The organism is Cupriavidus phytohabitans (assembly GCF_017815025.1).
Classification (GTDB): Bacteria; Pseudomonadota; Gammaproteobacteria; order Burkholderiales; family Burkholderiaceae; genus Cupriavidus.
Genome location: NZ_JAGIQB010000018.1, coordinates 72,709 through 98,286, shown reverse-complemented (window position 1 = coordinate 98,286; position 25,578 = coordinate 72,709). Strand labels below are relative to the sequence as shown.

The 25,578-nt window shown below is 67.0% G+C and carries 24 protein-coding genes and 1 tRNA gene; 15 read left to right on the top strand and 10 right to left on the bottom strand.

Features of this window, described 5'->3' with window-relative positions; all coding sequences use genetic code 11:
* Nucleotides 1-867: a bifunctional DNA-formamidopyrimidine glycosylase/DNA-(apurinic or apyrimidinic site) lyase gene (gene mutM, locus J8I34_RS14860; RefSeq protein WP_209806349.1), complete on the bottom strand. Its 867-nt coding sequence runs from the start codon at nt 865-867 to the stop codon at nt 1-3.
* A 141-nt stretch (nt 868-1,008) separates the two neighbouring features.
* Between mutM and J8I34_RS14855 the strand changes: the two genes are divergently transcribed.
* The 8 genes from J8I34_RS14855 to J8I34_RS14820 all read left to right on the top strand — a co-directional run bounded on the left by J8I34_RS14855 (nt 1,009) and on the right by J8I34_RS14820 (nt 9,343).
* Nucleotides 1,009-2,970, top strand: a complete 1,962-nt coding sequence (locus J8I34_RS14855) for a tetratricopeptide repeat protein (RefSeq protein ID WP_245175938.1) — start codon at nt 1,009-1,011, stop codon at nt 2,968-2,970.
* A gap of 114 nt (nt 2,971-3,084) precedes the next feature.
* The gene (lolB, locus tag J8I34_RS14850) at nt 3,085-3,693 is read left to right on the top strand and encodes a lipoprotein insertase outer membrane protein LolB (RefSeq protein ID WP_029046768.1); all 609 of its coding nucleotides are present in this window, start codon (nt 3,085-3,087) and stop codon (nt 3,691-3,693) included.
* Complete coding sequence (gene ispE / locus J8I34_RS14845; RefSeq protein WP_029046767.1) at nt 3,690-4,574, top strand: 4-(cytidine 5'-diphospho)-2-C-methyl-D-erythritol kinase; 885 nt, start codon at nt 3,690-3,692, stop codon at nt 4,572-4,574. Before lolB ends, ispE begins: the two co-directional genes overlap by 4 nt.
* 59 nt (nt 4,575-4,633) lie before the next feature.
* Nucleotides 4,634-4,710, top strand: a tRNA-Gln gene (locus J8I34_RS14840).
* A 97-nt stretch (nt 4,711-4,807) separates the two neighbouring features.
* The gene (locus J8I34_RS14835) at nt 4,808-5,761 is read left to right on the top strand and encodes a ribose-phosphate pyrophosphokinase (RefSeq protein WP_029046766.1); all 954 of its coding nucleotides are present in this window, start codon (nt 4,808-4,810) and stop codon (nt 5,759-5,761) included.
* 134 nt (nt 5,762-5,895) lie between these two features.
* Nucleotides 5,896-6,510: a 50S ribosomal protein L25/general stress protein Ctc gene (locus J8I34_RS14830; protein ID WP_029046765.1), complete on the top strand. Its 615-nt coding sequence runs from the start codon at nt 5,896-5,898 to the stop codon at nt 6,508-6,510.
* A gap of 162 nt (nt 6,511-6,672) precedes the next feature.
* A complete protein-coding gene (gene pth / locus J8I34_RS14825; protein ID WP_209767900.1) occupies nt 6,673-7,269 on the top strand; it encodes an aminoacyl-tRNA hydrolase in 597 nt (198 codons plus the stop codon).
* Nucleotides 7,270-7,474: 205 nt separating this feature from the next.
* Nucleotides 7,475-9,343 (top strand): PhoX family protein, encoded by a 1,869-nt coding sequence (locus tag J8I34_RS14820; RefSeq protein ID WP_209806343.1) that lies wholly within the window; start codon nt 7,475-7,477, stop codon nt 9,341-9,343.
* A gap of 177 nt (nt 9,344-9,520) precedes the next feature.
* Here the strand turns inward: J8I34_RS14820 and J8I34_RS14815 are convergent, their stop codons facing one another.
* From J8I34_RS14815 to J8I34_RS14795, 5 genes are all read right to left on the bottom strand, one after another.
* A complete protein-coding gene (locus J8I34_RS14815) occupies nt 9,521-9,781 on the bottom strand; it encodes a YfhL family 4Fe-4S dicluster ferredoxin (protein WP_029046762.1) in 261 nt (86 codons plus the stop codon).
* A 67-nt stretch (nt 9,782-9,848) separates the two neighbouring features.
* Complete coding sequence (gene coaD / locus J8I34_RS14810; protein ID WP_029046761.1) at nt 9,849-10,334, bottom strand: pantetheine-phosphate adenylyltransferase; 486 nt, start codon at nt 10,332-10,334, stop codon at nt 9,849-9,851.
* Between the two features lie 239 nt (nt 10,335-10,573).
* Entirely contained in the window at nt 10,574-11,281 is a 708-nt protein-coding gene (rsmD, locus tag J8I34_RS14805; RefSeq protein WP_029046760.1) for a 16S rRNA (guanine(966)-N(2))-methyltransferase RsmD, read from the bottom strand.
* An 88-nt stretch (nt 11,282-11,369) separates the two neighbouring features.
* Nucleotides 11,370-12,761: a M16 family metallopeptidase gene (locus J8I34_RS14800; RefSeq protein ID WP_209767897.1), complete on the bottom strand. Its 1,392-nt coding sequence runs from the start codon at nt 12,759-12,761 to the stop codon at nt 11,370-11,372.
* Nucleotides 12,762-12,770: 9 nt separating this feature from the next.
* Nucleotides 12,771-14,309: a M16 family metallopeptidase gene (locus J8I34_RS14795; protein ID WP_209767895.1), complete on the bottom strand. Its 1,539-nt coding sequence runs from the start codon at nt 14,307-14,309 to the stop codon at nt 12,771-12,773.
* A gap of 227 nt (nt 14,310-14,536) precedes the next feature.
* On the opposite strand from J8I34_RS14795, the gene ftsY reads away from it, so the two are divergent.
* On the top strand, nt 14,537-15,667 hold the full coding sequence (gene ftsY / locus J8I34_RS14790) for a signal recognition particle-docking protein FtsY (protein WP_209806342.1): 1,131 nt from the start codon (nt 14,537-14,539) through the stop codon (nt 15,665-15,667).
* 63 nt (nt 15,668-15,730) lie between these two features.
* Here ftsY and maiA read toward each other — a convergent pair whose 3' ends face one another.
* Together maiA and J8I34_RS14780 are read right to left on the bottom strand one after the other, a co-directional pair.
* Complete coding sequence (maiA, locus tag J8I34_RS14785; RefSeq protein WP_209806341.1) at nt 15,731-16,378, bottom strand: maleylacetoacetate isomerase; 648 nt, start codon at nt 16,376-16,378, stop codon at nt 15,731-15,733.
* Nucleotides 16,379-16,382: 4 nt separating this feature from the next.
* Nucleotides 16,383-17,084, bottom strand: coding sequence for a fumarylacetoacetate hydrolase family protein (locus J8I34_RS14780; RefSeq protein ID WP_209806340.1), 702 nt, complete (start codon nt 17,082-17,084; stop codon nt 16,383-16,385).
* Nucleotides 17,085-17,315: 231 nt separating this feature from the next.
* Here J8I34_RS14780 and J8I34_RS14775 point away from each other — a divergent pair, with 231 nt between their 5' ends.
* The 5 genes from J8I34_RS14775 to ybiB all read left to right on the top strand — a co-directional run bounded on the left by J8I34_RS14775 (nt 17,316) and on the right by ybiB (nt 22,605).
* The gene (locus J8I34_RS14775) at nt 17,316-17,954 is read left to right on the top strand and encodes an ANTAR domain-containing response regulator (RefSeq protein WP_029046754.1); all 639 of its coding nucleotides are present in this window, start codon (nt 17,316-17,318) and stop codon (nt 17,952-17,954) included.
* Nucleotides 17,955-18,375: 421 nt separating this feature from the next.
* Nucleotides 18,376-19,716 carry a CmpA/NrtA family ABC transporter substrate-binding protein gene (locus tag J8I34_RS14770; protein ID WP_029046753.1) on the top strand — a complete coding sequence of 447 codons (1,341 nt, stop codon included), beginning with the start codon at nt 18,376-18,378 and terminating at the stop codon, nt 19,714-19,716.
* Between the two features lie 56 nt (nt 19,717-19,772).
* A complete protein-coding gene (ntrB, locus tag J8I34_RS14765) occupies nt 19,773-20,696 on the top strand; it encodes a nitrate ABC transporter permease (protein ID WP_209767877.1) in 924 nt (307 codons plus the stop codon).
* Between the two features lie 18 nt (nt 20,697-20,714).
* Entirely contained in the window at nt 20,715-21,518 is an 804-nt protein-coding gene (locus J8I34_RS14760) for an ABC transporter ATP-binding protein (RefSeq protein ID WP_029046751.1), read from the top strand.
* Between the two features lie 94 nt (nt 21,519-21,612).
* Nucleotides 21,613-22,605 carry a DNA-binding protein YbiB gene (gene ybiB / locus J8I34_RS14755; protein WP_209806348.1) on the top strand — a complete coding sequence of 331 codons (993 nt, stop codon included), beginning with the start codon at nt 21,613-21,615 and terminating at the stop codon, nt 22,603-22,605.
* A gap of 10 nt (nt 22,606-22,615) precedes the next feature.
* On the opposite strand, the gene J8I34_RS14750 is transcribed toward ybiB, so the two are convergent.
* Entirely contained in the window at nt 22,616-23,494 is an 879-nt protein-coding gene (locus J8I34_RS14750) for a pirin family protein (RefSeq protein WP_209767867.1), read from the bottom strand.
* A 354-nt stretch (nt 23,495-23,848) separates the two neighbouring features.
* Here J8I34_RS14750 and rpoH point away from each other — a divergent pair, with 354 nt between their 5' ends.
* Nucleotides 23,849-24,778 carry an RNA polymerase sigma factor RpoH gene (gene rpoH / locus J8I34_RS14745; RefSeq protein WP_029046748.1) on the top strand — a complete coding sequence of 310 codons (930 nt, stop codon included), beginning with the start codon at nt 23,849-23,851 and terminating at the stop codon, nt 24,776-24,778.
* A gap of 102 nt (nt 24,779-24,880) precedes the next feature.
* On the opposite strand, the gene J8I34_RS14740 is transcribed toward rpoH, so the two are convergent.
* Entirely contained in the window at nt 24,881-25,495 is a 615-nt protein-coding gene (locus J8I34_RS14740; protein WP_029046747.1) for an SCO family protein, read from the bottom strand.
* Nucleotides 25,496-25,578: the final 83 nt, after the last annotated feature.

The following is a 25,578-nucleotide window of genomic DNA, read 5'->3' as shown; positions in this document are numbered from 1 at the left end:
TCAGTGCTGGCAGTTGGGGCAGTAGAAGGTGGAGCGCTGGCCTTGCACGATCTGCCGCACCGGCGTGGCGCAGACGCGGCAAGGCTGGCCGGCCCGGTCGTAGACAAAACAATCGAGCTGGAAGTAGCCGCTGGCGCCGTCGCTGCCGACGAAATCGCGCAGCGTGCTGCCGCCGCGCTCGATCGCCTGCGCCAGGGTCTCGCGCACCGCCTGTGCCAGCCGGTCGCAACGCGCGCGGCTGAGGCGGCCGGCCGGCGTGGTCGGCCGGATGCCGGCGCGGAACAGGCTTTCCGACGCGTAAATATTGCCGACCCCGACCACGATGCCGCCGGCCAGCAGGACCGTCTTGATGGCAGCACTGCGGCCGCGCGTGTGGCGGTGCAGCCAGGCTCCGTCGAAGGCAGCATCGAAGGGCTCGATGCCAAGCGTGCGCAGCAGCGGGTGGGATGGCAGTTCGTGCTCGGGAAGCGTGGTCCACAATACCGCGCCGAAGCGGCGCGGATCACGGAAGCGCAGCACCACCGGACCCTCGGCGCCCTCGGCACCAGCGGCCAGCACCATGTCGAGGTGGTCGTGGGCGCCTGGCGGCGGCGCCTGCGGCAACACTCTCAGCGTGCCGGTCATGCCGAGATGCACCAGCAGCCAGCCGGCCGGTTCGGCGGCATTGTCGCTGACACATTCGAGCAGCAGGTACTTGCCGCGGCGTTCGATCCGGCGCACCACACGCTGCGCCAGGCGGGTTTCGAGGCCCGGCTCGACCGGCCAGCGCAGCCCGCGGTGGCGCACCGTCACCGCTTCAATGCGCCGCCCCACCACGTGCGGCAGCAAGCCGCGCCGGGTCACTTCGACCTCGGGCAATTCAGGCAATCGAACCTCTCCGTTGGTTACCGCTCCAAACTCCTGCCGGCCTTGCTGGCCACAGGCCAGCGCGCCAAGCAGCGCATTGTAGCGGCAGGCTACAATGCCTTTATCCATTCCTTCGCCAGCGCGCGCCGGAGCACTAGATACATGTCGGACCTGAAGTTGGACCTGACGCCGGACCTGATGCCGGACGCCACATTGCAAGCCTCCATGTGCGGCATCCCCGTGCACGAGGGCGCATTTACGCGCACGGCAGGCGTCGCGGGAGCCTTTGCCAGAACCCGCCGCCACGCACGTGCGCTGGGCGCCGCGGCACTGCTCGCCTTGGCTGGCGCCGCGCATGCGGCACCTCCGGCCGGCGACGTGCCGCTGCCGCAGCTTGCGCCGATGCAGATCGCAGCCTCCGACGACGCGCGCCCCGCCGCCAGCACCGGCAAGTCGGCACGCAGCCAGCTGCCGTCGCTGGAGCTGACCGACGACATCGTCTATATGGTGCTGGCGGCCGAGATTTCCATGCAGCGCGGCCTGGTCGGGCCGGCCTACCGCACCTACCTGGAACTGGCGCGGCAGACGCGCGACCCCCGCTTCGCGCAGCGCGCCACCGAGATCGCCTTTAACGCGCGCATCCCGCAGCAGGCGCTGGACGCGGCGCGGCTGTGGCGCGAAATCTCGCCCAATTCGCCCGCGGCCGCGCAGGTCCTGTCGACACTGCTGGTGCTGAACGGACGTTGGGACGATGCCCGCCCGCTGCTGCAGCAGCAGCTGGCCGCCGTACCCGCCAGCCAGCGCGGCGACGCCATCCTGCAGATGCAGCAGCAACTGTCGCGCACCAGCGATCCCGCCGGCGCAGCCTCGCTGCTGCAGGAACTGACGCGCAACGATACCAAGCTGCCGGAAACCTACCTGGCGCTGGCGCGCGCGCGCGAAATCGCCGACGACGTGCCGGGCGCGATCACCGCGCTCGACCAGGCGCTGAAGCTGCGCCCGGGCTATGAGCCTGCCGCGCTGATGGCTGCCGAGCTGCGCGCCGAAAAGGAGCCCGACGAAGCCGTCGCCATCCTCAAGCGCTTCCTCGACAAGTCGCCCGAATCGGTCAACGGCCATATCACGCTGGCACGCCTGTACCTGCTGCGCAATGACATGCAGGCGGCCCGGCAAGAGTTCGAGACCTTGCGCAAGGTGGCGCCCGCCGATCCGCGCGTGCCACTGGCGCTCGGACTGACCAGCCTGCAGGCCAAGAACTACAGCGAAGCCGAGCAATACCTGCAGGAGTACCTGCAGCTGGTCGAGAAGCAACCCACGGCAAATCCAGACATCGCCTACCAGTACCTGGCGCAGATTGCCGAGGAACGTAAGGACTACGCCGGGGCGATCCGGTGGCTGGACCGCATCGAGGACATCCGCCTGGCGCCCGCGGCCACCGCCAAGCGCGCGCAACTGCTGGCACGCCTGGGCAAGCTGGACGATGCGCAGGCCCTGTTCGGCGAGATGCTTGCCGATGCCGAGGAAATCCCCGACCCGGGCCAGCGCGCGCAGCGCGTCATGGCGATCCGCCAGGCCGAGGTGGCCACGCTGATGGAGACCAGGGCCTACGACCGAGCGCGCAAGGTACTCGACGACCGCATCGCCGCCGAGCCCGACAACGCCGACTGGATCTACGAGCTGGCCATGCTCGACGAGCGCCAGAAGCGCTACGACAGCATGGAAAAAGGCCTGCGCCGCGTGATCGCGCTGCAGCCGCAGCAGAAGCAGGGCTACAACGCGCTTGGCTACTCGCTCGCCGATCGCAACGAGCGGCTGCCGGAAGCGCGCATGCTGCTTGAACGCGCAACCGAACTGGGCCCGGACGATCCCTACATCATGGACAGCCTGGCCTGGGTCAAATTCCGCATGGGCGAGCTGCGCCCCGCTGCGGACCTGCTGCGCAACGCCTACGCCAAGGCGCCTGAAGCGGAGATCGGCGCGCACCTGGGCGAGGTGCTGTGGCAGCTCGGCGAGCACGAGGAAGCGCGCAAGACGTGGACCGAGGCGATGCGCATCGATCCCGAGAACGAAACCCTGGTCGATACGCTGCGCAGGTACAAGTTCGAGGTGCAGCTGGCCAAGTAACCCCGTAACCCCGTAGCCCCGTAGCCCCGCTTGACTTGCGTTGTCCAGGCGCGGCACGGGATTTCCGTCAGTCCGGCGGCCGCGGCCGCGCGCCGCCGCTCCACGACCATGTCCATGAATCGAACCAGACGCCTGGCACTGCTTTGCCTGGGCGCCCCATTGCTGCTGCAGGCGTGCGCCAGCGTGGCACCGTCGCGCGGCTTCGATGCCGGTGAATCCAGCGCAAGCCGGCAATACACCGGCCGCTTTTCGGCCAACTACCAGCGCTACGGCCGCGACGAAGGCGTGACCGGCAGCTTCCGCTGGGAAGAGCAAGGCCGCAACGTGCGGCTCGACCTGGTCTCGCCGCTTGGCCAGACGCTGGCGGTGGTCACTGCCACGCCGTCCGGCGCCACGCTGGACCTGCCCAACCAGCCGCCGCGCAATGCGCCTGAGGTCGACACGCTGATGGAAGAAGCGCTCGGCTTCGCACTGCCGGTGGCCGGCATGCGTGACTGGCTGCATGGCCGCGCCGCGCAGGGATCGCCTGCGCGCACTACGCGCGACGACCAGGGGCGCCTGTCGACACTGGCGCAGAACGGCTGGACCGTGCGCTACGTCGCATGGCAGGACACGCAGGCCGCAACCGCCGCCGCGGCGCAGCCGCGCCGCATCGACCTCGCGCGCGACTCCGGCGGCAATCCGCTGTCGGTGCGGCTGGTCATCGATACCGAGACGCCATGACCCCTGACCGGACCCCGGCACTGCCGCCGCCCGAACTGCGCGACTGCCCCGCGCCCGCGAAGCTCAACCTGTTCCTGCACGTGACCGGGCGCCGCGCCGACGGCTACCACACGCTGCAGACCGTGTTCCAGCTGGTCGACTGGTTCGACACGCTGCATTTCCGCCGGCGCGACGATGGCATCGTGGCGCGCGTCACGGACGTGCCCGGCGTGCCCGCCGACAGCGACCTCGTCGTGCGCGCCGCGCGCGCGTTGCAGGCGGCCACGGGCACCCCCTTCGGCGCCGACATCGAGATCGACAAGGTGCTGCCGATGGGCGGCGGCATCGGCGGCGGCTCGTCGGATGCCGCGACCACGCTGCTGGCGCTGAACCACCTCTGGGGCCTGGGCCTGTCGCGCGCGGAACTGATGCGCATCGGCCTCGAGCTGGGTGCGGACGTGCCGGTGTTCGTGTTCGGCCGGAACGCGTTCGCCGAGGGCGTGGGCGAGCAACTGACCCCGGTGGAGTTGCCCGAAAGCTGGTTCGTGGTCATCCATCCGAAACAACATGTGCCGACGTCTGAAATTTTTTCGGACCAGCGCTTGACAAGGGATACGCCCGTCTCCATAATTGCGGTCTTCGCTGCTCGCACAAACAAATTCGATTTCGGTCGCAACGACCTGGAACCGATAGCAACAGCGAAGTTCGGCGAAGTTGCCCGAGCCCTGGAATGGCTGAAGCAATACAATCAGCATGCCAGGATGACCGGTTCCGGAGCCTGCGTGTTTGCGCGTTTTCCTGACGCAAAGACAGCGCAGCAGGTTTTGGAAAGGTTGCCTCCCGAATGGGATGGCAGGTGTGTGAGGAGTCTGGCGCATCACCCGCTCGCAGCGTTCGCATAGCAAGTTATCGTTCGGCGCGGTACGGCAGGTAGGTACCACGAAGAACGGCCCGGTTGTGTAGGGGAGTCGCCAAGTTGGTCAAGGCACCGGATTTTGATTCCGGCATTCGAAGGTTCGAATCCTTCTTCCCCTGCCATTACTTCCTATAGTGTCCTAACGGTACACGATATCTTCCAGGTCACCGGCTTCGCCGGTGACACCAAGCTCCCCCAGCAGCAAGACAGGTGCCCCGAATGCGCAGCGAAGGCTTGATGGTATTTACCGGCAACGCCAACCCCAAACTCGCGGAGGCTGTCGTACAGCACCTCGGCATTCCGCTGGGCAAGGCCCAGGTTGGTCGTTTCTCCGACGGTGAAGTCCAGGTAGAAATCCAGGAAAACGTTCGCGGCAAGCACGTCATCGTGCTGCAGTCCACCTGCGCGCCGACCAACGACAACCTGATGGAACTGATGGTGATGGTCGATGCGCTCAAGCGCGCCTCGGCACGCAGCATCACCGCCGCCATGCCCTACTTCGGCTATGCCCGCCAGGACCGCCGCCCGCGTTCGGCGCGCGTGGCAATCTCGGCCAAGGTCGTGGCCAACATGCTGGAAGTCGCCGGTGTCGAGCGCGTGCTGACGATGGACCTGCACGCCGACCAGATCCAGGGCTTTTTCGATATTCCCGTCGACAACATCTACGCATCGCCGGTCCTGCTGGGCGACCTGCGCGAGAAGAACTACGGCGACCTGCTGGTGGTCTCGCCTGACGTCGGCGGCGTGGTTCGTGCGCGTGCACTGGCCAAGGAACTGAACTGCGACCTGGCGATCATCGACAAGCGTCGTCCCAAGGCCAACGTCGCCGAGGTGATGAACATCATCGGTGAAGTCGAAGGCCGCAACTGCGTCATCATGGATGACATGATCGACACTGGCGGCACGCTGTGCAAAGCCGCCCAGGTGCTGAAGGAACGTGGCGCGCTGAAGGTGTTTGCGTACTGTACGCACCCGGTGCTGTCCGGCGGCGCCGCCGCCCGCATCGCCGACTCGTCGCTGGACGAAGTGGTGGTGTGCGACACCATCCCGCTGTCGGAAGAAGCGGCCAAGTGCGGCAAGATCCGCCAGCTCTCGACCGCCCCGCTGCTGGCCGAGACCTTCACCCGCATCGTCAAGGGCGACTCGATCATGTCGCTGTTTGCGGGTTCCTGATAGAATTTAGGGCTTTACCGCGTTGGCAGCCGTTATGCGACGGCCAACGTGGCTTGATCGGCGCTGATTCTCATTGTTAGCGCCGCAACGAGGCTGTCTGGTCGCGGACGGCCTTCTTTACTTTTGGAGTCATCATGAAAGTTGTCGCTTTCGAGCGTAGCGTACAGGGTACGGGTGCGAGCCGCCGCCTGCGCAATTCGGGCAAGACCCCCGGCATCATCTACGGCGGCGCCGCCGAGCCGAAGATGATCGAACTGGATCACAACGCGCTGTGGCACGCCCTGAAGAAGGAAGCGTTCCACTCGTCGATCCTGGACCTGGAAGTCGCTGGCAAGTCGGAAAAGGCCCTGCTGCGCGCATTCCAGATGCACCCGTTCAAGCCGCTGGTCCTGCACGTCGATTTCCAGCGCGTGTCGGCCAACGACAAGGTCCACGTCAAGGTGCCCCTGCACTTCATGAACCAGGAAACCGCTCCTGGCGTGAAGCTGGGCCACGGCCTGGTCAACCACATCGTCAACGACCTGGAAGTGTCTTGCCTGCCGGCCGACCTGCCCGAGTTCATCGAAGTGGACGTTGGCACGATGGAACTGGGCCAGACCCTGCACCTGGCCGACCTGAAGCTGCCGAAGGGCGTGACCGTCATCACCCACGGTGACGACAATCCCGCCATCGCCAGCATCTCGCTGCCGGCTGGCGCCGCTTCGGCCGCCGAAAGCGCCGAAGGCGAAGGCGAAACGCCGGCTGCCTAAGCTGCTGCCACAGCGTCCGCGGCCCATGGGCCGCGCCACGGAGAAAACCGCCGCCCTTCGCGGCGGTTTTTTTTCGACCCTGCCGAACCGGCACCTGGCCGGATTTTCGGTATCCTTGGCGCCTGTGGCGCAGCCCTGCGCGCCAACGAATCAGTCAATCGCATGATCAAGCTCATCGTCGGCCTCGGCAATCCCGGTGCGGAATACGAGGCCACCCGGCACAACGCCGGCTTCTGGCTGGTTGACCAGCTTGCCCGCATCGGTGGCGCCACGCCGCGCGTGGAAGGCCGCTTTCACGGGCTGGCCGCGCGCGCGCGGCTGTGGGACCAGGACATCTGGCTGCTCAAGCCCTCGACTTTCATGAACCGCTCGGGGCTGGCCGTGGTCTCGCTGGCACGCTTTTACAAGATCCTGCCCGACGAGATCGTCGTCGCCCACGACGAAATGGACCTGCCGTCCGGCACCGTCAAGCTCAAGCGCGGCGGCGGCGCGGGAGGCCATAATGGCCTCAAGGACATCTCGGCCCACCTGACCACGCAAGACTACTGGCGCCTGCGCATCGGCGTTGGCCATCCGCGCAACGCGCCTGGCGGCGCCGGCGCGGGCCGCGAGGACGTGGTCAACTTCGTGCTCAAGCCGCCGCGCAAAGAGGAGCAGGAAGCGATCGACGCCGCCATCGACCGCTGCATCGATCCGCTGGGGCTGCTGGCTCGCGGCGATGCCGAGCGCGCGATGGCGCAGTTGCACACCACGCGCTGACCTGTCGGCGCAGGCACATTTCCGCGACGCCGATGTGACACGGGCCGCACATGCGGCCCGTTTGTCGTTGGCGCGCTGCAACTCTTATGTTGCAGACAAGCTGTCATCAAACTTCCACGGGCAGTCCCTACATTGCGGGGTTTCCACCGCGCCGGATCACATCGTAGCCGGCGCGCATGACAAACCCACAAAGAGAGGAAAGCCCATGTCGTACCTGACCGACGAAGCGCGCGCCGCCGGCCGTGCCGCCAAGCCTGACGTTGACGTGCCCGGCCAGCGGCTGGAAGACATCGTTGCTGCCAACCCGGCCCGCCGCCGGGTGCTGCGCGGCGGCGTGGGCCTGTCGCTGTTCTCCGCATTCGGCAGCGGCCTGCTGGCTGCCTGCGGCGGCGATGACGATCCTGCGCCCGCACCGGCGCCCGCACCGGCGCCCGCACCGGCGCCCGCCCCTGGCCCGGCACCCGGCTCTGTCACGCCAAGCTACGACGTCACCTTCGAGCCGGTCGCCAAGTCGACCGCCGACGCTGTGGTGGTGCCGAACGGCTACAGCGTCGACGTGCTGTTTTCCGCGGGCGATCCGGTCGAGGCCGGCGCCACCGGCTATGCCGGCGCGTTCCAGTCGTCGGCCGAAACCGAGCGCCAGGCCGGCGGCAACCATGACGGCATGCACTTTTTCGCGCTGTCGGGTGTCGATCCGCAGAAGGGCGGCCTGCTCGCCATCAACCACGAACTGCCGGACTACAAGATCCTGTTTGCGGGCGCCACCTATGACGAAGCCACGGCCAGCCCCGAGCAGAAGCGAATCGCGCTGTCAGCGGTCGGCATTTCGGTAATCGAGGTCGAACTGGCTGCCAGCGGCAAGTGGCAGGTCAAGCGCGACTCGATTTACAACAAGCGCTACACCGGCAACACGCTGTACCGTGTGGGCGGCCCGGCCGCTGCCACCGTGGGGTCGACCGTGGTAGGCATGCTCAACAACTGCTCCAGCGGGTACACACCCTGGGGGACCTACCTGACCTGCGAAGAAAGCACGGACAACTACCTGGATAGGAACCAGGACGAGAAGGGATACGGCTGGGTGGTCGAGATCGACCCGTATGGCACATTGGGCGCGCCGGCCAAGCGCACCGCAATGGGCCGCTTCGACCATGAGAACGTCGCCTTCCTGACCGATGCCGGCAACCGGGTCGCCTTCTATATGGGCGACGACGGCACGCCGGGCTGCATCTACAAGTTCATCCCGGCAGCGGCATTCGACCCGAACAACCGCGCGGCCAACGCCAACCTGCTGGACAGCGGCACGCTCTACGTGGCGAAGTTCAACGCCGACGGCAGCGGGCAGTGGGTCGAACTCACGCAAGGCAAGAACGGCCTGACCGTTGGCGCCTCGGATCCGGGCAACTGGACCCAGTTCGCCACCGCGCCGGCACCGACCACGGTCGACTTCGCCACGCAGGCCGACGTCCTGATCAACACCAAGTCGGCCGCGCGCGTCGCCGGCGGCACGCTGATGGACCGCCCGGAATGGATCACGGTCGGCCTGGACAAGACCGTCTACTGCACGCTGACCAACAACAGCGGCCGCCAGCAGACCGACGCCGCCAACCCGCGCGTGCAGAACCTGCACGGCCACATCGTCCAGTGGAAGGAAGCCGGCGACTCGCCGCTGGCCACCACCTTCACCTGGAGCATCCTGCTGCAGGCTGGCGACCCGTCGCTGGCCACGGACAACCTGAAGGGCAACATCAATGGCGATACGTTCTCGAGCCCGGACGGCCTGCGCGTGGATCCGAAGGGCCGACTGTGGGTGCAGACCGACTCCAGCACCAGCTCGACGTACACCAACACCTTCGGCAACAACAGCATGTATTACATCTCGCCGACCGGGCAGTCGAAGCGCTTCCTGGTCGGCCCGACCGGTTGCGAGATCACCGGCATCGCCTACACGCCGGATCTGACCACCTGCTTCATCAACATCCAGCACCCGACCGGCCAGTGGCCGGACGCCGCCAAGCCGCCGCGCTCGTCGACCATCGTCGTGCGCCGCACGGACGGCAAGCCGATGGGTGCGTGACCGCGTAGTACCGCGTAGTACCGCGTAGTACCGCGTAGTACCGTGTAGTACCGTGTAGTGCCGTAGTACCGTAGTAACTGGGGAAAAGTTAAGCCCCCGCCACCTTGCGGTGACGGGGGCTTTTTTTACCTCTGAGCGCAGTGCGAAGTGCGAAGCGGAGCAGGCCAGGCCGGCGGATCAGGCCGCGTGCTTGGCCGCCGTCAGCAGCCGGTAACGCTGCATCAGCACCTCTTGCGACTCCACCCGGTTCGGATCCTTGGGGATGCAGGCGACCGGACAGACCTGCTGGCATTGCGGCTCGTCGAAGTGCCCGACGCACTCCGTGCACTTGTTGGGGTCGATTTCATAGATCTCGGGCCCCATCGAAATGGCTTCGTTCGGGCACTCGGGTTCACAAACGTCGCAGTTGATGCAGTCGTCGGTGATCATCAGCGCCATGGTGTTTCCTTCCTGCGGACACGCCCGCGCCCGACTGGCCGCGGTCTGACGTGTCTGAAAACGTATTTTATTCCGGTTTGGCGATTTTCTCTTGCAGCCAGCGCTCCACCGACGGGAACACGAACTTGCTGACATCGCCGCCCAGCACCGCGATCTCGCGCACGAAGGTGCCGGAGATGAACTGGTACTGGTCCGACGGGGTCAGGAACATGGTTTCCACGTCGGGCAGCAGGTAGCGGTTCATGCCCGCCATCTGGAATTCGTACTCGAAGTCGGACACCGCGCGCAGGCCGCGCACTATCACGCGCGCATTGTTCTTGCGCACGAAGTCCTTGAGCAGCCCGGCGAAACCTTCCACACGCACGTTGGGATAGTGCCCAAGCACTTCGCGGGCAATGCCGATGCGCTCGTCGAGCGAAAAGAACGGGCGCTTGTTGGGGCTGTGCGCCACGCCGACCACCAGTTCGTCGAAGATATTCGACGCACGGCGGACCAGATCCTCGTGTCCCCGGGTCATTGGATCGAAGGTGCCGGGATAGACCGCGATGACCATACTTCCTCCTTGATCTGCCCGCTGCCGGCCGTTGTGGCCGCCTCGTTCACCGGCCGGACCGGCGTGGGTGCTGCGTCGCGAGCGTTGTGACAGCGGCGTAGTGTAACCCTAAATGCGCCGCTTGGAAGGCGCGCGGCGTACCGTTTTGCGGCACTGCACCCACGAATCCGTTTCGCAATCGGAAAGGCGCCCTTTGCGCATGGCGAAACAGGGGCTTGGCGCAATGCCGGGGCAGGCCGTCAATCCGCGCCGCTACCGTGTTGTGGGTGCTGGCGGTGCTGCAGCAAATGGAAATGCACCGCGCCGGCGCGCGCATGGCGCACGATCTCGAGCGATGCCGGGACCGGGGCGTCGACGCCGGTCAGGGCATGGTCGGTTTCGACATAGACCGCGCCACCGGGCCGCAGCAGCCGCGCGGCGTGCTCCAGCGACGGGCCGATCCAGTCTTCGGCAAAGGGCGGGTCCAGGAACACCACGTCGAAGCTGCCGTCGGGCAGCTGCGCGGCAACCGTAAAGGCATCGCCCTGCACGACGCGCACCTGGCTGGCATCGAGCCGGTACTGGTTGTCGCGCAGTTGCTTGGCCACGCGGGCATTGGACTCCACCAGCGTCACTGCGGCAGCGCCGCGCGACGCGGCTTCGAAGCCGAGCGCGCCGGAGCCGGCGAACAGGTCCAGGCAGGCGAGCCGCGACAGGTCCTGGCCAAGCCAGTTGAACAAGGTCTCGCGCACGCGATCGGGTGTCGGGCGCAAACCCTGGGCGTCGGGCACGGGCAGCAGCGTGCGCTTCCAGCGCCCGCCGATGATGCGGACCTGGGACGGCGCCTGTCGCGGCACCGGGCGCGGAGGCCCTGCTGGAGAACGTGCGCCGGCTGCAGCGGAAGCTGGCGCGGAGGAAGGGGTACGCCCGCCGGGAGCGGGCGAAGGCAATCGGGAACGCGAATTCATCCCGTGATTGTAGAGCCTGCGGGCCGGTTCGCCGCACTAGCGCGTGGGGCGGCGCGCATAGGCCACCCTGCGCCGTGCGGCGACTGCATCACTGGCGCGATGCCGTGGGCGTACTGCCGACCGGACCGCCGACGATCACCGTGGCCATGCCGTCCGGACGCACATGGCGCTGGAAGGCCGCCCTGACCTGCTCACGCGTGACCTTGCCGACCTGCGCGGTCCAGGTGTCGAGGTAGTCCAGCGGCAGCCCGTACCAGCCGATATTGGCGACATTGGTCAGCAGCTTGCGGTTGTTGTCGATGCGCAGCGGGAAGCCGTTGATCAGGTTGTCCTTTGCCGCGCGCAGCTCCTTCTCGGTCGGCCCTTCGGCGACAAAGCGCGCCAGCACCTGGCGCACCAGCGCCAGCGCCTCGTCGGTCTGCGCTTTCTTGGTCTGCAGGCTGATGCCGAACGGCCCAGCCTGCTTCGACGGAGCGAAGTAGCTGTCGACACCGTAGGTCAGGCCCCGCTTCTCGCGCACCTCGTCGGTCAGGCGCGAACTGAAGCCGCCGCCGCCGAGCACGTAGTTGCCCACCAGCAGCGCGAAGTAGTCAGGGTCGCCGCGCGCGATCGACGGCTGGCCGATGGCCACGCTCGATTGCTGCGCCGGATGCGGCAGGCGCTGCTCGCTGGCCGGGATGTTGAGCTTCACCTGTGGCAGCGCCGGGGCGGCACCGCCCTGCGGCAGCCCGCGCGTAAGCCGCTCGGCAAGGGCTTCGGCCTGCTTGCGGTCGATCGCGCCGATCAGTGTCACCACCGCGCTCTGCGCGCCGTAGTTGTCACGCCAGAATTTGGCGATGTCATCGCGCGTGATCGACTGCACGCTCTCCGGCGTGGCCGCAATGCCGTAGGGATGGTCCGGGTACATGGCCTTGGACAGCGCCTTGTCGGCGATCACTCCCGGCTTGGTGTCGGCCTCGCGGATGGCGGTGATCAGGCGCTGCTTCTCGCGCCCGACCACAGCGTCGGGGTAGCTCGGCGCCTTGATCAGCTGCGCGGCCAGCGCCACCGACTGGTCCAGCTCGGGTTGCGCGGTCAACGTGCGCAGCCCGATGCCGCCGCGGTCGCCGCCCGCCGCGCCGCCGAAAGCGGCTCCGGTATCGGCGAAACCGTCGGCGATCTGCGCCTCGTCGCGTGCCGGCTGGCCGTCCTGCGCGGCCGCGCCCTTGTCCAGCAGCGCCGCCGTCAGCGTCGCCAGCCCGGCCTTGCCCGGCGGGTCGTAGCGGCTGCCGGCATCGAAGTCGATATTGACGTCGAGCATAGGAATCGACGGGCTGTGGACAAAGTACACGCGCGCGCCGGTGGACGCGGTCCAGTGCTCGATCGGGATCGCGGCCTGGGCCAGCTGCGCGGCCAGCAGCATGGCGGCGCCGAGCGCCGCGCCGGCCAGCGCGCGCAGCGTGCGGGGCCGCGCGTTGAATGAAGTGGCGGACTGGGACATCGTCATTCCTCAGTGGCGCAGGCCCGACGGGGCCTGGGTCTTGGGCTTGTTCGGATCGATCGGCTGCGGCAGCAGCGTGGCCACGGTCAGGTTGTCGTCGTTGAAATACCTGGCGGCGACGGCCTGCACCTGCGCCGGCGTGACGGCCTTGATCTTGTCGAGCATACGGTCGATCTGGCGCCACGAGATATCAGAAATCTCGGATACGCCGATCTCCATGCCTTGCCCGAACACCGAATCGCGCTTGTAGATCTGCCCGGCCACCACCTGCGCCTTGACCCGCTTGAGCTCTTCCGGCGAGACCCCTTCCTTGGCGATGCGCTGGATCTCGGCGCGCAGCGCGCGCTCGATCTCGTCGGTGCTGTGGCCGGTCGCCGGCGTGCCGTCGAGGACGAACAGGGACTCGCCGCGGTTGATGCTGTCGTAGCCGACGTTGACGTCGTCGGCCAGGCGCTGCTCACGCACCAGCTCGCGCGTCAGGCGCGCGTTGTCGTAGCCGTTGAGCACGGCCGCCAGGACTTCCAGCGCGTAGGGGTCGACGTCCTTCTCGACATCGCGCAGCCGCGGCACCTTGTAGGCCATCACCATGTACTGGTTCTCGGCCGGTGCCTTGACCCAGATGCGCTTGATGCCCTTCTGCTCCGGCTCTTCCTGGTCCTTGCGCAGCGGCAGCGTACGCGGCCTGAGCTTGCCATAGTAGCGCTCGGCGAGCGCGCGCACCTCCTCGGCCTTGACGTCGCCGGTGACGATCACCATCGCGTTGTTCGGCACGTACCACAGGCGGTACCAGTCCTTGACGTCTTCGACGCGCATGTTGACCAGGTCATCCATCCAGCCGATCACCGGATGGCGGTACGCCGCGGCGGTATAGACGGTGGCGAGCAGTTGCTCGTAGACGGTGCCGCGGGAGGAGTCGTCGGTGCGCAGGCGGCGCTCTTCCATCACCACCTTCATCTCGCGGTCGAACTCGTCTTTCTTGATAATGAGATTGGCCATGCGGTCGGCCTCCAGCTCCATCATCTTCGGCAGGTACTGCTTGCCGACCTGCTGGTAGTACATGGTGAAGTCGCGGTTGGTCAGGGCGTTCTCGCGCCCGCCCAGTGCCGCCACCTGCTTGGAAAACTCGCCCACGCCGACCTTGGGCGTGCCCTTGAACATCATGTGCTCGAGCATGTGAGCCACGCCCGTGGTGCCGCTGACCTCGTCGATGCCGCCGACGCGGTACCAGATCTGGTGCGCCACCGTGGGCGCCCGGTGGTCTTCCTTGACGATCAGCCGCAGGCCGTTGGAGAGCCGGTATTCGGTGGTGCCATGCGCGGTGGCGCCGGCGGGGGCGGTCTGCGCGGAAGGCATCGGCGATCCGACCACGCCTTGCGCGCCGGCCGGCAACGACCAGGGCAGCAGGCCCAGCAGCAACGCCGGGACCATGCGCCGCACCAGGCGCGCGGCGCCGGCCGGAAGTGTTGAGGAGGTAGGCTGGCAGTGCCGTTGGATGCGTGCTTGGGCACCTTCGGCGCCCGCCGCGGTCAGGACAGCGCAATGGTTCATGCGACCCCGTCTGCTAGAATTTTGCCGATCGATCCGCGCAGGCAGTACGCGCGCGCGGATCAGCCATGTAGCGAACTGATGTAGCGAACTATACGCAATCGCCGGCCGGGACCACAACGGGTTCTCCCCGACCTTCGCGATGTCAGCGTAAGCCCTTGATTATTAACCGGTCGCCTGCCGGCAATGTGCCACCAGGGTATCGGCCCCGGTATTGACTCCATTCCCCAATGTTTAGTTTCTGGAAGAAGCGCAAGGCCGAGCCCGCGTCCGTCGAGACGCCAGCCCCTACGCCTGCGCCCACCCCCGCGCCTGCCCCGGTCCCCGCCTCCGTTCCGGTCCCGACGCCGACTCCGGTTCCCGCCCAGGTGCCGCCCCCGGCGCCGGCCCCCGTGGCGTCCGCACCGGCCCCCGCCATCGAAACGCTTGAACTGGTCCCTCCGCCCGCCACCAGCGCCGAAGCCCGGCAGGGATGGATGCACCGGCTGCGCACTGGCCTGTCCAAGACCAGCCGCAACATCGGCACGCTGTTCGTCGGCGTCAAGGTCGACGAGGCGCTGTTCGAGGAGCTGGAGACCGCGCTGCTGATGGCAGATGCCGGCGTGGAAGCCACCGAATACCTGCTGGCCGAGCTGCGCAAGCGGGTCAGGTCCGAGCGCATCGAATCGGCCGAAGGCGTCAAGGCCGCGCTCAAGACACTGCTGACCGACCTGCTGCGCCCGCTGGAAAAGACCATGGCGCTGGGCCGCGAGCAGCCGCTGGTAATGATGATCGCGGGCGTCAACGGCGCCGGCAAGACCACCAGCATCGGCAAGCTGTGCAAGCATTTCCAGCGCTACGACCAGAAGGTGCTGCTGGCCGCCGGCGACACCTTCCGCGCCGCCGCGCGCGAACAGCTGTCGATCTGGGGCGAGCGCAACAATGTCACCGTGGTGGCGCAGGAAAGCGGCGACCCCGCGGCGGTGATCTTCGACGCGGTCAATGCGGCCAAGGCGCGCGGCATCGACATCGTGATGGCTGATACCGCCGGCCGCCTGCCGACGCAGCTGCACCTGATGGAGGAGCTGAAGAAGGTCAAGCGCGTCATCAGCAAGGCCATGCCGACCGCGCCGCATGAGGTGCTGCTGGTGATCGACGCCAATACCGGCCAGAACGCGCTGCAGCAGACGCGGGCCTTCGATGATGCGCTGGGACTGACCGGCCTGATCGTGACCAAGCTGGATGGTACGGCCAAGGGCGGCATCCTGGCGGCGATCGCGCGCCAGCGCCCGGTGCCGGTGTACTTCATCGGCGTGGGCGAGAAGGTGGAGGACCTGCAGCCGTTCAAGGCGGAGGAGTTCGCCGAAGCGCTGCTGGGCTGATACGGCTATCAGACAAAAACGCCCCGGCATTGGCCGGGGCGTTTTGCTTGCGAGTGCGAATGCTTATTCCGCGTCCGGCTGCGACTTCGGCTCCGCCTTCTGGAATGCCTCCATCTCCATGCACGCCTCATAGATCTTCGCGATCGCCGGATAGCGGCTCACGTCGACATTGAAGCGCTGCGCGTTGAACACCTGCGGCACCAGGCAGACATCGGCCAGCGTCGGCGTATCGCCAAGGCAGAATCGCCCCGCCTTGCCGGCGCGCGCCAGGTTGGCCTGCAGCGACTCGAAGCCCAGCTCGATCCAGTGGCGGTACCATGCGTCCTTGACCTCATCGGTCACGCCTACCTTGTGCTTCAGGTATTTCAGCACGCGCAGGTTGTTCAGCGGATGGATCTCGCACGCGATTTCCTGCGCCAGCCCGCGCACATAGGCGCGGTCCAGCGCCGTGCCGGGCAGCAGCTTGGGCTCGGGATGGACTTCGTCCAGGTACTCGACGATGGCCAGCGATTGCTGCAGCACGTTGCCGTCGTCGGCCAGCGCCGGCACCAGGCCGTCCGGGTTCACCGCGCGGAATTCTGGCTTGAGCTGCTGGCCGCCGTCCTTGAGCAGGTGCACCGGCACGTATTCGTACGGCAGCCCTTTCAGTTCCAGCGCGATGCGCACGCGGAACGAGGCCGAACTGCGGAAGTAGCTGTAAAGCTTGAGCATCGGATCAGACTACCTTGATGGTGAGATCGCCCACGCCGCCGACGTGGCATTGCATGACATCGCCCTTGACCACCGGGCCCACGCCTTCGGGCGTGCCGCTGAAGATCAGGTCGCCCGGCTGCAGTTCGAACAGTTTCGACAGGTACGACACCATCTCCGGCACCGACCAGATCAGGTCGGACAGGTCGCCGCGCTGCTTTTCCGCGCCGTTGACCGACAGCGTCACCTCGCCCTTCTGCGGGTGGCCGATGGCCGAGACCGGCACGATCGGGCCGATCGGCGCCGACTTGTCGAAGGCCTTGCCGGTCTCCCAGGGGCGGCCGGTCTTCTTGGATTCGTTCTGCAGGTCGCGGCGGGTCATGTCGAGGCCCACGGCGTAGCCGAACACGTGCTGCGCGGCGCTTTCCACCGGAATGTCGCGCCCGCCCGTGCCGATCGCCACCACCAGCTCCACTTCATAGTGGCAGTTGCTGGTGCCCGGCGGGTACGGGAACGCGCCTTCGGTGCCGTCGGCGATGTAGCTGACCGCGTCGGACGGCTTGCAGAAGAAGAATGGCGGCTCGCGGTCGGGGTCCGAGCCCATTTCGCGGGCATGGGCAGCATAGTTGCGGCCGACGCAGTACACGCGGCGGACCGGGAAGCTAGCGTCGCTGCCACGCACCGGCACGCCAACAGGGGCCGGCGGGGCGAACACGAATTCGGTCATGCATCTCTCCAGACTTTTTCTGATTGGTTCCGCGGCACGGGGTGCGGGGGTGTGCATCGCGGCGTCGCCAGCAGACGCCCCCGGCGCGGCAGGGCAACAGGATACACCGCACGCGGTAGCCTGCGTACGACGGCATACAATGAATCCAGGCGCGCTGCACCATGGCAGTGCGGCGTGGACGCCTCGCACCCGGCGCGAATCTTGCATGGCGCACTGCAACAGAATGAAGCCATGACCCGACGCCATCCGCCCCCATCACCATCGACGCCAGCCCCCGCCGCCGCCGGCAGGACGTTGCGAATCCTGCTGGTGCGCGATCCCCTTGACGCCAATCCGCTTAACGTCGAGACCATCCGCAACGGACTGGTCAGCGCCGGCTTCAGCGAGATCCAGATCGTCGACGCCGACCTGCACTTGCCGGACGTGATCACCGCCACCCAGCCCGACATGCTGATCATCGCCTCGGAATCGGCCGCGCGCGACACCATCGAGCACGTCTGCGTCTCGACCCAGCATGCCCCGCGGCCCATCGTGCTGTTCACCGACAACGATGACAGCCAGCGCATCAAGGCCGCGCTGTCGGCGGGTATCACGGCCTATATCGTCGATGGCCTGCGCGCCGAGCGCGTCAAGACGGTGCTCGACGTCGCCTACGCCCGCTTCGAGCTGGACCAGCAGCTGCGCGCCGAGCTCGACGCCACCCGCCTCAAGCTGGCCGAGCGCAAGGTGGTCGAGCGCGCCAAGGGCCTGCTGATGCAGGCGCGCGGCATCAGCGAGGACGAGGCCTACAAGCGTCTGCGCAGCATGGCGATGGAGCGTGGGCTGAAGCTGGTCGATGCCGCCCAGCGCGTGATCGACGTGATGGGCTGACGCCCACCCACCTGCCAGCCACGGGGCGCGCCAGCCCGAGGCTGGTGCAAGGCAGGATCCCGGCGCCGCCCCAAATCGAGCCGTCCACGCACCGCCCACGCACCGCCCACGCACCGTCCCCGCACCGCCCCCCCGCGACACTGCCCCGGGATGCGGCAGCGCAGCCGGCGCACGCACCGCGCTCGCTCATTTCGTTCAGAAGCGTCACTCCATCGGCACGGCGCCGCCCCGAAATGCTGCACCGCACAGGCTGGCACACGCCTTGCGATATGCACGCATCGGCCAACGGCGGCCGATCACAATTTAGGCGGACACAGCCAACGCAGGCTGCGTCACGCCATGGACAACGGCGTCCCTGCACCGTACGGACTTCTGGCGAAGCCGGCCACGGACGGGGACGCTTTTTTCTTGGAGTTTCGCAATGCCCTCTCGCCTCAGGATTGCCAAGCCGCTGCACGCGGCGGTGAACGCCTCTGAAGCCGCCTCGGCGGCCGCTGCCGACGCGGTGCCGGCCAGCAGCGGCCGCCGCCGCGCGCTGGCGACCATCGCCGGCGCCAGCGTGATGACGCTGGTCGACCCGCTGGTGCGCGCCGGGGCGTGGGCGGCGGGCTCGGACGCCCCCGAGAAGACCGACGTGCGCATCGGCTTCATCCCGCTGACCGACTGCGCTTCAGTGGTCATGGCGTCCACGCTTGGCCTCGACAAGAAATACGGCATCAAGATCACGCCGACCAAGGAAGCCTCGTGGGCCGGCGTGCGCGACAAGCTGGTCAACGGCGAACTCGACGCCGCGCACGTGCTGTACGGCCTGATCTACGGCGTGCAGCTCGGCATCGGCGGCCCCAGGAAAGACATGGCGGTGCTGATGAGCCTGAACCACAATGGCCAGGCCATCACGCTGTCGTCGAAGCTGGCCGAAAAAGGCGTGCGCGACGGCGCCAGCCTGAAGGCGCTGATGGTCAAGGAAAAGCGCGACTACACCTTCGCGCAGACCTTCCCCACCGGCACGCATGCGATGTGGCTGTACTACTGGCTCGCTGCCAACGGCATCAACCCGATGCAGGACGCCAAGGCCATCACCGTGCCGCCGCCGCAGATGGTGGCCAACATGCGCGTGGGCAACATGGACGGCTTCTGCGTGGGCGAGCCCTGGGGCGCGCGCGCCATCGCCGACAAGATCGGCTTTACCGCCGAGACCACGCAGTCGATCTGGAAGAACCATCCGGAGAAGACGCTCGGCACCACGGCAGAATTCGTGCAGAAGTACCCCAACACCGCGCGCGCGATGGTGGCCGCGGTGCTGGAAGCATCGAAGTTCATCGATGCCTCGGCCTCCAATCGCCGCAAGACCGCCGAGACCATCGCCGCCAAGTCCTACGTCAACACCGACATGGACATCATCCTGGACCGCATGCTCGGGCGCTACAGCAACGGCCTGGGCAAGACCTGGGACGATCCCGATGCGATGAAGTTCTACCAGGACGGCAGCGCCAACTATCCGTTCCTGTCGGATGGCATGTGGTTCCTGACCCAGCACAAGCGCTGGGGCCTGCTGAAGGATCATCCCGACTACCTCGCCGTGGCCAGGCAGGTCAACCGCATCGACATCTTCAGGCAGGCCGCCACCGCGGCGCAGGTGCCCCTGCCCAAGAGCGACTTCCGCACCGCGAAGCTGATCGACGGCGTGGTCTGGGATGCCACCAAGGACCCGAAGGCATATGCCGACGGCTTCAAGATCAAGGCCGGCGCACAGAACGCTTGACCACAGGCCACCACTTCCCCACCGATCCGCAGCGCCCCTGCATAAAGGAGCCCGACGTGAATGCCATCGCCCACACCGCGCCTGAAGGCGCCAATGCCGCCAAAGTCGCCGCCACCGAGACCGACACCAAGGAACGCGCACGGCGGCGCGAGCTGGAAATCGCCGCGCAGGAACGGCGCGCACAACGCCGCGCACAACACCAGGACATGCTCGGCGCCCTGGCGCGCAAGGCCGTGCCGCCCGCACTGGGCTTTGCCCTGTTCGTGCTGGCCTGGCACGGCATCGCCACGCTGATCCCGGCGATTCCCACGCCGGGCGCAACGTGGAACGCGGCGGTGCCGCTGTTCTCCGACCCGTTCTACCGCAACGGCCCCAACGACCAGGGCATCGGCTGGAACGTGCTGGCGTCGCTGGCGCGCGTGGCCGCGGGCTTCGGCCTGGCGGCCGTGATCGGCATCCCGGCAGGCTTCCTGATCGGGCGCTTTGCGTTCCTGAACGCGATGGCGTCGCCCGTGATCAGCCTGCTGCGGCCGGTCTCGCCGCTGGCCTGGCTGCCGATCGGGCTGCTGCTGTTCAAAGCCGCCAACCCGGCAGCGATCTGGGCCATCTTCATCTGCTCGATCTGGCCGATGGTGATCAACACCGCCGTGGGCGTCACGCGCGTGCCGCAGGACTACCTGAATGTCGCGCGCGTGCTCGACCTGTCGGAGTGGAAGGTGTTCACGCGGGTACTGTTTCCCGCGGTGCTGCCCTACATGCTGACCGGCGTGCGGCTGTCGATCGGCACCGCGTGGCTGGTGATCGTCGCGGCCGAGATGCTGACCGGCGGCACCGGCATCGGCTTCTGGCTGTGGGACGAGTGGAACAACCTGAAGGTGGAGCACATCGTGATCGCGATCTTCGTGATCGGCATCATCGGGCTGATGCTCGAGCATGCTTTGCTGGCACTGGCACGGCGCTTCAGCTACGGCGCCAACTAAGAGCGAGGGAGAGACGCCATGGACAAGTTTGTCAGCATCGAGAACGTCGGACAGACCTTCAAGACGCGCAAGGGGCCGTTCGTCGCCCTGCGCGACATCAACCTGCAGATTGCCGAGGGGGAGTTCATCACGCTGATCGGGCACTCGGGCTGCGGCAAGTCAACGCTGCTGAACCTGATCGCCGGACTGGCCACGCCGACCACCGGCGCGCTGATCTGCGCCGGGCGCGAGATCGCCGGCCCCGGGCCGGAGCGCGGCGTGGTGTTCCAGAACCATTCGCTGCTGCCCTGGCTGACCTGCTTCGAGAACGTCTACCTGGGCGTGGAACGCGTGTTCGGCGCCAGCGAGAGCAAGGCCGGGCTCAAGGCGCGCACGCGCGAGACGCTGGCACTGGTGGGCCTGACGCACGCCGAGGGCAAGTACCCGCATGAGATCTCCGGCGGCATGAAGCAGCGCGTCGGCATTGCCCGCGCGCTGGCGATGGCGCCCAAGGTGCTACTGATGGATGAACCCTTCGGCGCGCTCGATGCGCTGACGCGCGCGCACCTGCAGGACGCGCTGCTAAAGATCGTCGACCAAACCCGCAGCACGGTGGTGATGGTCACGCACGATGTGGACGAGGCCGTGCTGCTCGCCGACCGCATCGTGATGATGACCAACGGCCCGGCCGCCACCATCGGCGAGATCCTCAAGGTCGACCTGCCTCGTCCGCGCGACCGCGTGGCGCTGGCCGACGACAAGGACTACCACGCCTGCCGTACCGCGGTGCTGGACTTTCTCTACCGCAAGCAGCGCAATCCCGCACTGCAGGAGGCAGCCTGAGCGTGCTCCCCGCCGTCGCGCCCGTCGGCGGCGATGGGCGCGACGGCGCTGCTCCGCTATCATGAACCCAGAACCGACTCCTCCCCACGCCGCCATGACCACGCCAGCCAACCCGTTTTCCGCCGCCCGCTATATCAAGGAGGTCGGCCGTGGCGTCAACGGCGCGCGGGCACTGCCGCGCGACGATGCCAAGATCCTGTTCGACGCGATGCTGGCCGGGCGCGTGTCCGACCTCGAGCTGGGCGCGATCCTGATGGCCTACCGCATCAAGGGCGAGGCCCCGCACGAGCTGGCCGGCATGCTCGAGGCGGCCCATGAACACTGCCAGCCGCTGCCCGCGCCGCCCGAGCGCCCGGTGGTGGTGATCCCCAGCTATAACGGCGCGCGCAAGCAGCCGAACCTGGTGCCGCTGCTGGCGCTGCTGCTGGCTCGCGAAGGCATCCCCGTACTGGTGCACGGGACGCGCGTCTTCAATGACCGCGTCACCAGCATGACCCTGTTCGGGGCGCTGGGCATTCCTTTGTGCGCCAGCACAGCCGAAGCCTCGGCACGTCTGCGCGAGACTGGCGGTGACGGGCCGCTGGCGGTGCTGCCGGTCGATGTGCTGTCACCCGGCCTGTCGCAGCTGCTGGAGCGGCGCACGGTGATCGGATTGCGCAATTCCTCGCATACCGTGGCCAAGATGCTGCAGCCGGTTGGCGAGCACACGCCGGCCGAGGCATTGCGCCTGTACAGCTATACCCACCCGGAATACCGCGAAACGCTGACCGACTATTTCTCCCACGAACCGGCCAACGTGCTGCTGGCACGTGGCACCGAGGGCGAAGTGGTCGCCGATGCGCGGCGCAACAGCCGCATCGACTGGTTGCATGAAGGGCATCAGCAGACGCTGGTCGATCCCACCGGCGGTTCGCTGGCTGAAGTACCGGAACTGCCGCCCGGCAGTGATGCCGGCCTGACGACAGCATGGATCCGGCGCGTGCTCGATGGCACCGTGCCGGTGCCGGCACCGATCGCCACACAGGTCGAAGCCATCCGCGAGTGCCTTAAGCTGGGCACCCGCGTCACCTGGGCCAGTCCGGTCTGAGCCAGGCGGCTCAGGGCTTGCGCGCTGGCAGCGGGATGCGCTCGCGCTCGTCGCCCGGCACGCGCGGGAACTGGTCGTCCTCCCAGAGTTTGGCGGCAGCCTCGATGGCCTCCTTGCTGCTGGCCACGAAATTCCAGTAGATAAAGCGGCGGCCGTCGGTGGCATCGCCGCCCAGCAGCATCACGCGCGATGGCGCCGTCGCCATCAGCGTGGCCGGCTGCCCGGGCGTCAGCACCACCATGTGCTCGGCCGGCAGCGGCTCGCCGTCCAGGGACACCGCGCCGTCCACCGGGTAAATGCCGCGTTCCGCATGCTCGGCCGGAATTTCTACGCTCGCGCCGGCGTCCAGTTTGATCGCCACGTACAGGGTGCGGCTGAAGACCTTGACCGGCGAAGTCTTGCCGAAGGCATCGCCGGCGATCACCACCATGCGCACCCCTGGCCGCTCGACGCGCGGCAGCGTTGCCGCAGGATGGTGGGAGAAGGACGGTTCGTCGGTTTCGTGCGACTTCGGCAATGCCACCCATGTCTGGATGCCGTGCAGGCGCGCGCCTTCGGCTCGGACGTGATCGGGCGAGCGCTCCGAATGGACGATGCCGTGGCCGGCGGTCATCCAGTTGACGTCGCCCGGCCGGATCGCCTGCTCGCTGCCGAGGCTGTCGCGGTGAATGATCTCGCCTTCGAACAGGTAGGTGACAGTCGCCAGCCCGATATGCGGATGCGGACGTACATCGGCACCCTCTCCCGGCGGCATCTGCACCGGCCCCATATGGTCGAAGAAGATAAACGGCCCGACCGTCTGGGTCGCAGCGGCCGGCAGCAGGCGGCGCACGGTGAAATCGCCCAGGTCGCGCACATGCGGCTTCAGCAAGTGTTCGATAGCAGACATAACTCCTCCAGTGTGAGAGAGGCTCGCAAGCATGCCAGCTTGCCGCCGCTTGCGTCGAGTGTAGGCGCTGGCGAAACGAAGCATTCCATTCGCATGCAGAACCGGCGGCCGCACACGGGCTCTAATCAGAGGTGTGCCAAGCCTCGGGTGTCCCTGACGCCGCTTCATAGCTCGTCAGCTATGTAATATGTAAAGTCGATCGAAGGGAACTATCAAGGCCATTGGGACTCCAATTAGCACTCACCCGGTTGGAGTGCTAAGATGTGTTTCAGTGCCGCCGCCGCTCCCTCTCCCATAAGGAAGCGCGGGGCATGACCCGGCAATCCAACCGCCGGATGCGAAAGGAGCGATTGAGTGAACGCAGTCTTGTCTGCCGACCAAACCCTGACGACTACCCGTCTGCCGACGGCGCCCCATAGCGGGAGCAGCTTTGCGCTGACCTTCCCGGCGACCGTGGGCAATCTCGACAGCTATATCCAGGCTGTCCACCGGATTCCGTTGCTGACCGCGGAGGAAGAGCAGCGCCTGGCGCGCGATCTGCGCGATAACGATTCCGTCGATGCCGCCCGCCAGCTGGTGATGTCTCACCTGCGCCTGGTGGTGTCGATCGCCCGGCAGTACCTGGGCTATGGCCTGCCGCATGCCGACCTGATCCAGGAAGGCAATATCGGCCTGATGAAGGCTGTGAAGCGCTTCGATCCCGAGCAAGGCGTACGCCTGGTCTCGTATGCGATGCACTGGATCAAGGCCGAGATCCACGAGTACGTGCTGAAGAACTGGCGCATGGTCAAGGTGGCGACCACCAAGGCCCAGCGCAAGCTGTTCTTCAACCTGCGCAGCCACAAGCAGGGTTCGCACACGTTCACGCCGGAGCAGGTCGAGGCCGTCGCGCGCGAGCTGAACGTGAAGCCGGAAGAAGTGATGGAGATGGAAACCCGCCTGTCGGGCGGCGACCTCGCGCTGGAAGGCCAGGTCGACGACGGCGAAGAGGAATTCGCCCCCATCGCCTACCTGGCGGACAACCACAACGAGCCGACGCGCGTGCTGGAAGCCAAGCGCCAGGACCGCATGCAGGTCGAGGGCCTGGAAGAAGCGCTGGGCCGGCTGGACGAGCGCAGCCGCCGCATCATCGAGGCACGCTGGCTGAACGTGTCCGACGACGGCTCGGGCGGCGCCACGCTGCATGAGCTGGCCGCCGAGTTCGGCGTCTCGGCGGAGCGCATCCGCCAGATCGAAGCCGCGGCGATGAAGAAGATGAAAGGGGCGCTGCAGGCCTTTGCCTGATCCGGGGCACCCATGCAAAAAGCCGGTCCAGCAGGACCGGCTTTTTTTCGTCTTGGCCACCTCGGTGCGACGTTATGCCGCACCGCGCGGATACCTGAGGCGTCAGGAAAGCAGCTGCTTCAGGTCGTGCGCGATCGGCTCGGGCCCCTGGCCGTGGCGGATGAACAGCCGCAACCGACCCTCCGGATCGAACACATAGCTGCCGGCCGAGTGATCCACCGTGTAGTTGTTGGGCGAGCTGCCCGGCACCTTGGCGTAGAACACCTTGAAGTCCTTGGCCAGCTTCTGCAGCGCGGCGTCGTCGGCCGGGCGCAGCCCCAGGAAGCGCGGGTCGAACGCCGGCACGTACTGCGCCAGCAGCGCCTGCGTGTCGCGCTCCGGATCGACAGTGACGAACAGCACCTGGACACGGTCGGCATCCGGACCCAGCTGCTCCATCACTGCCTTGAGCTCGGCCATGGTGGTCGGGCACACGTCCGGACAATGGGTGTAGCCGAAGAACATCACCACCGCCTTGCCCTTGAAGTCGGCAATGGTGCGGACCTTGCCGTTGTGGTCAGGAAGCGAGAAATCCTTGCCGAAGTCCGCGGCGCCGCTGATGTCGACATTGCGGAACGATGCCTTCTGCTGCCCGCAGGCGGCCAGCGCCAGCGCGAGCGCGGCGAGCAGGGAAAAGCGGCGGAAGGCGGCGAACAGGCCGGAAGCGGGTCTGGGCATGCGCGAAAGCTTGTGGGTAGCGGTCAGCAGTGGAAACGTCGGCGAAAGCACCCAGTATCGCCGATGGCGCCGCAGCGCCGCGC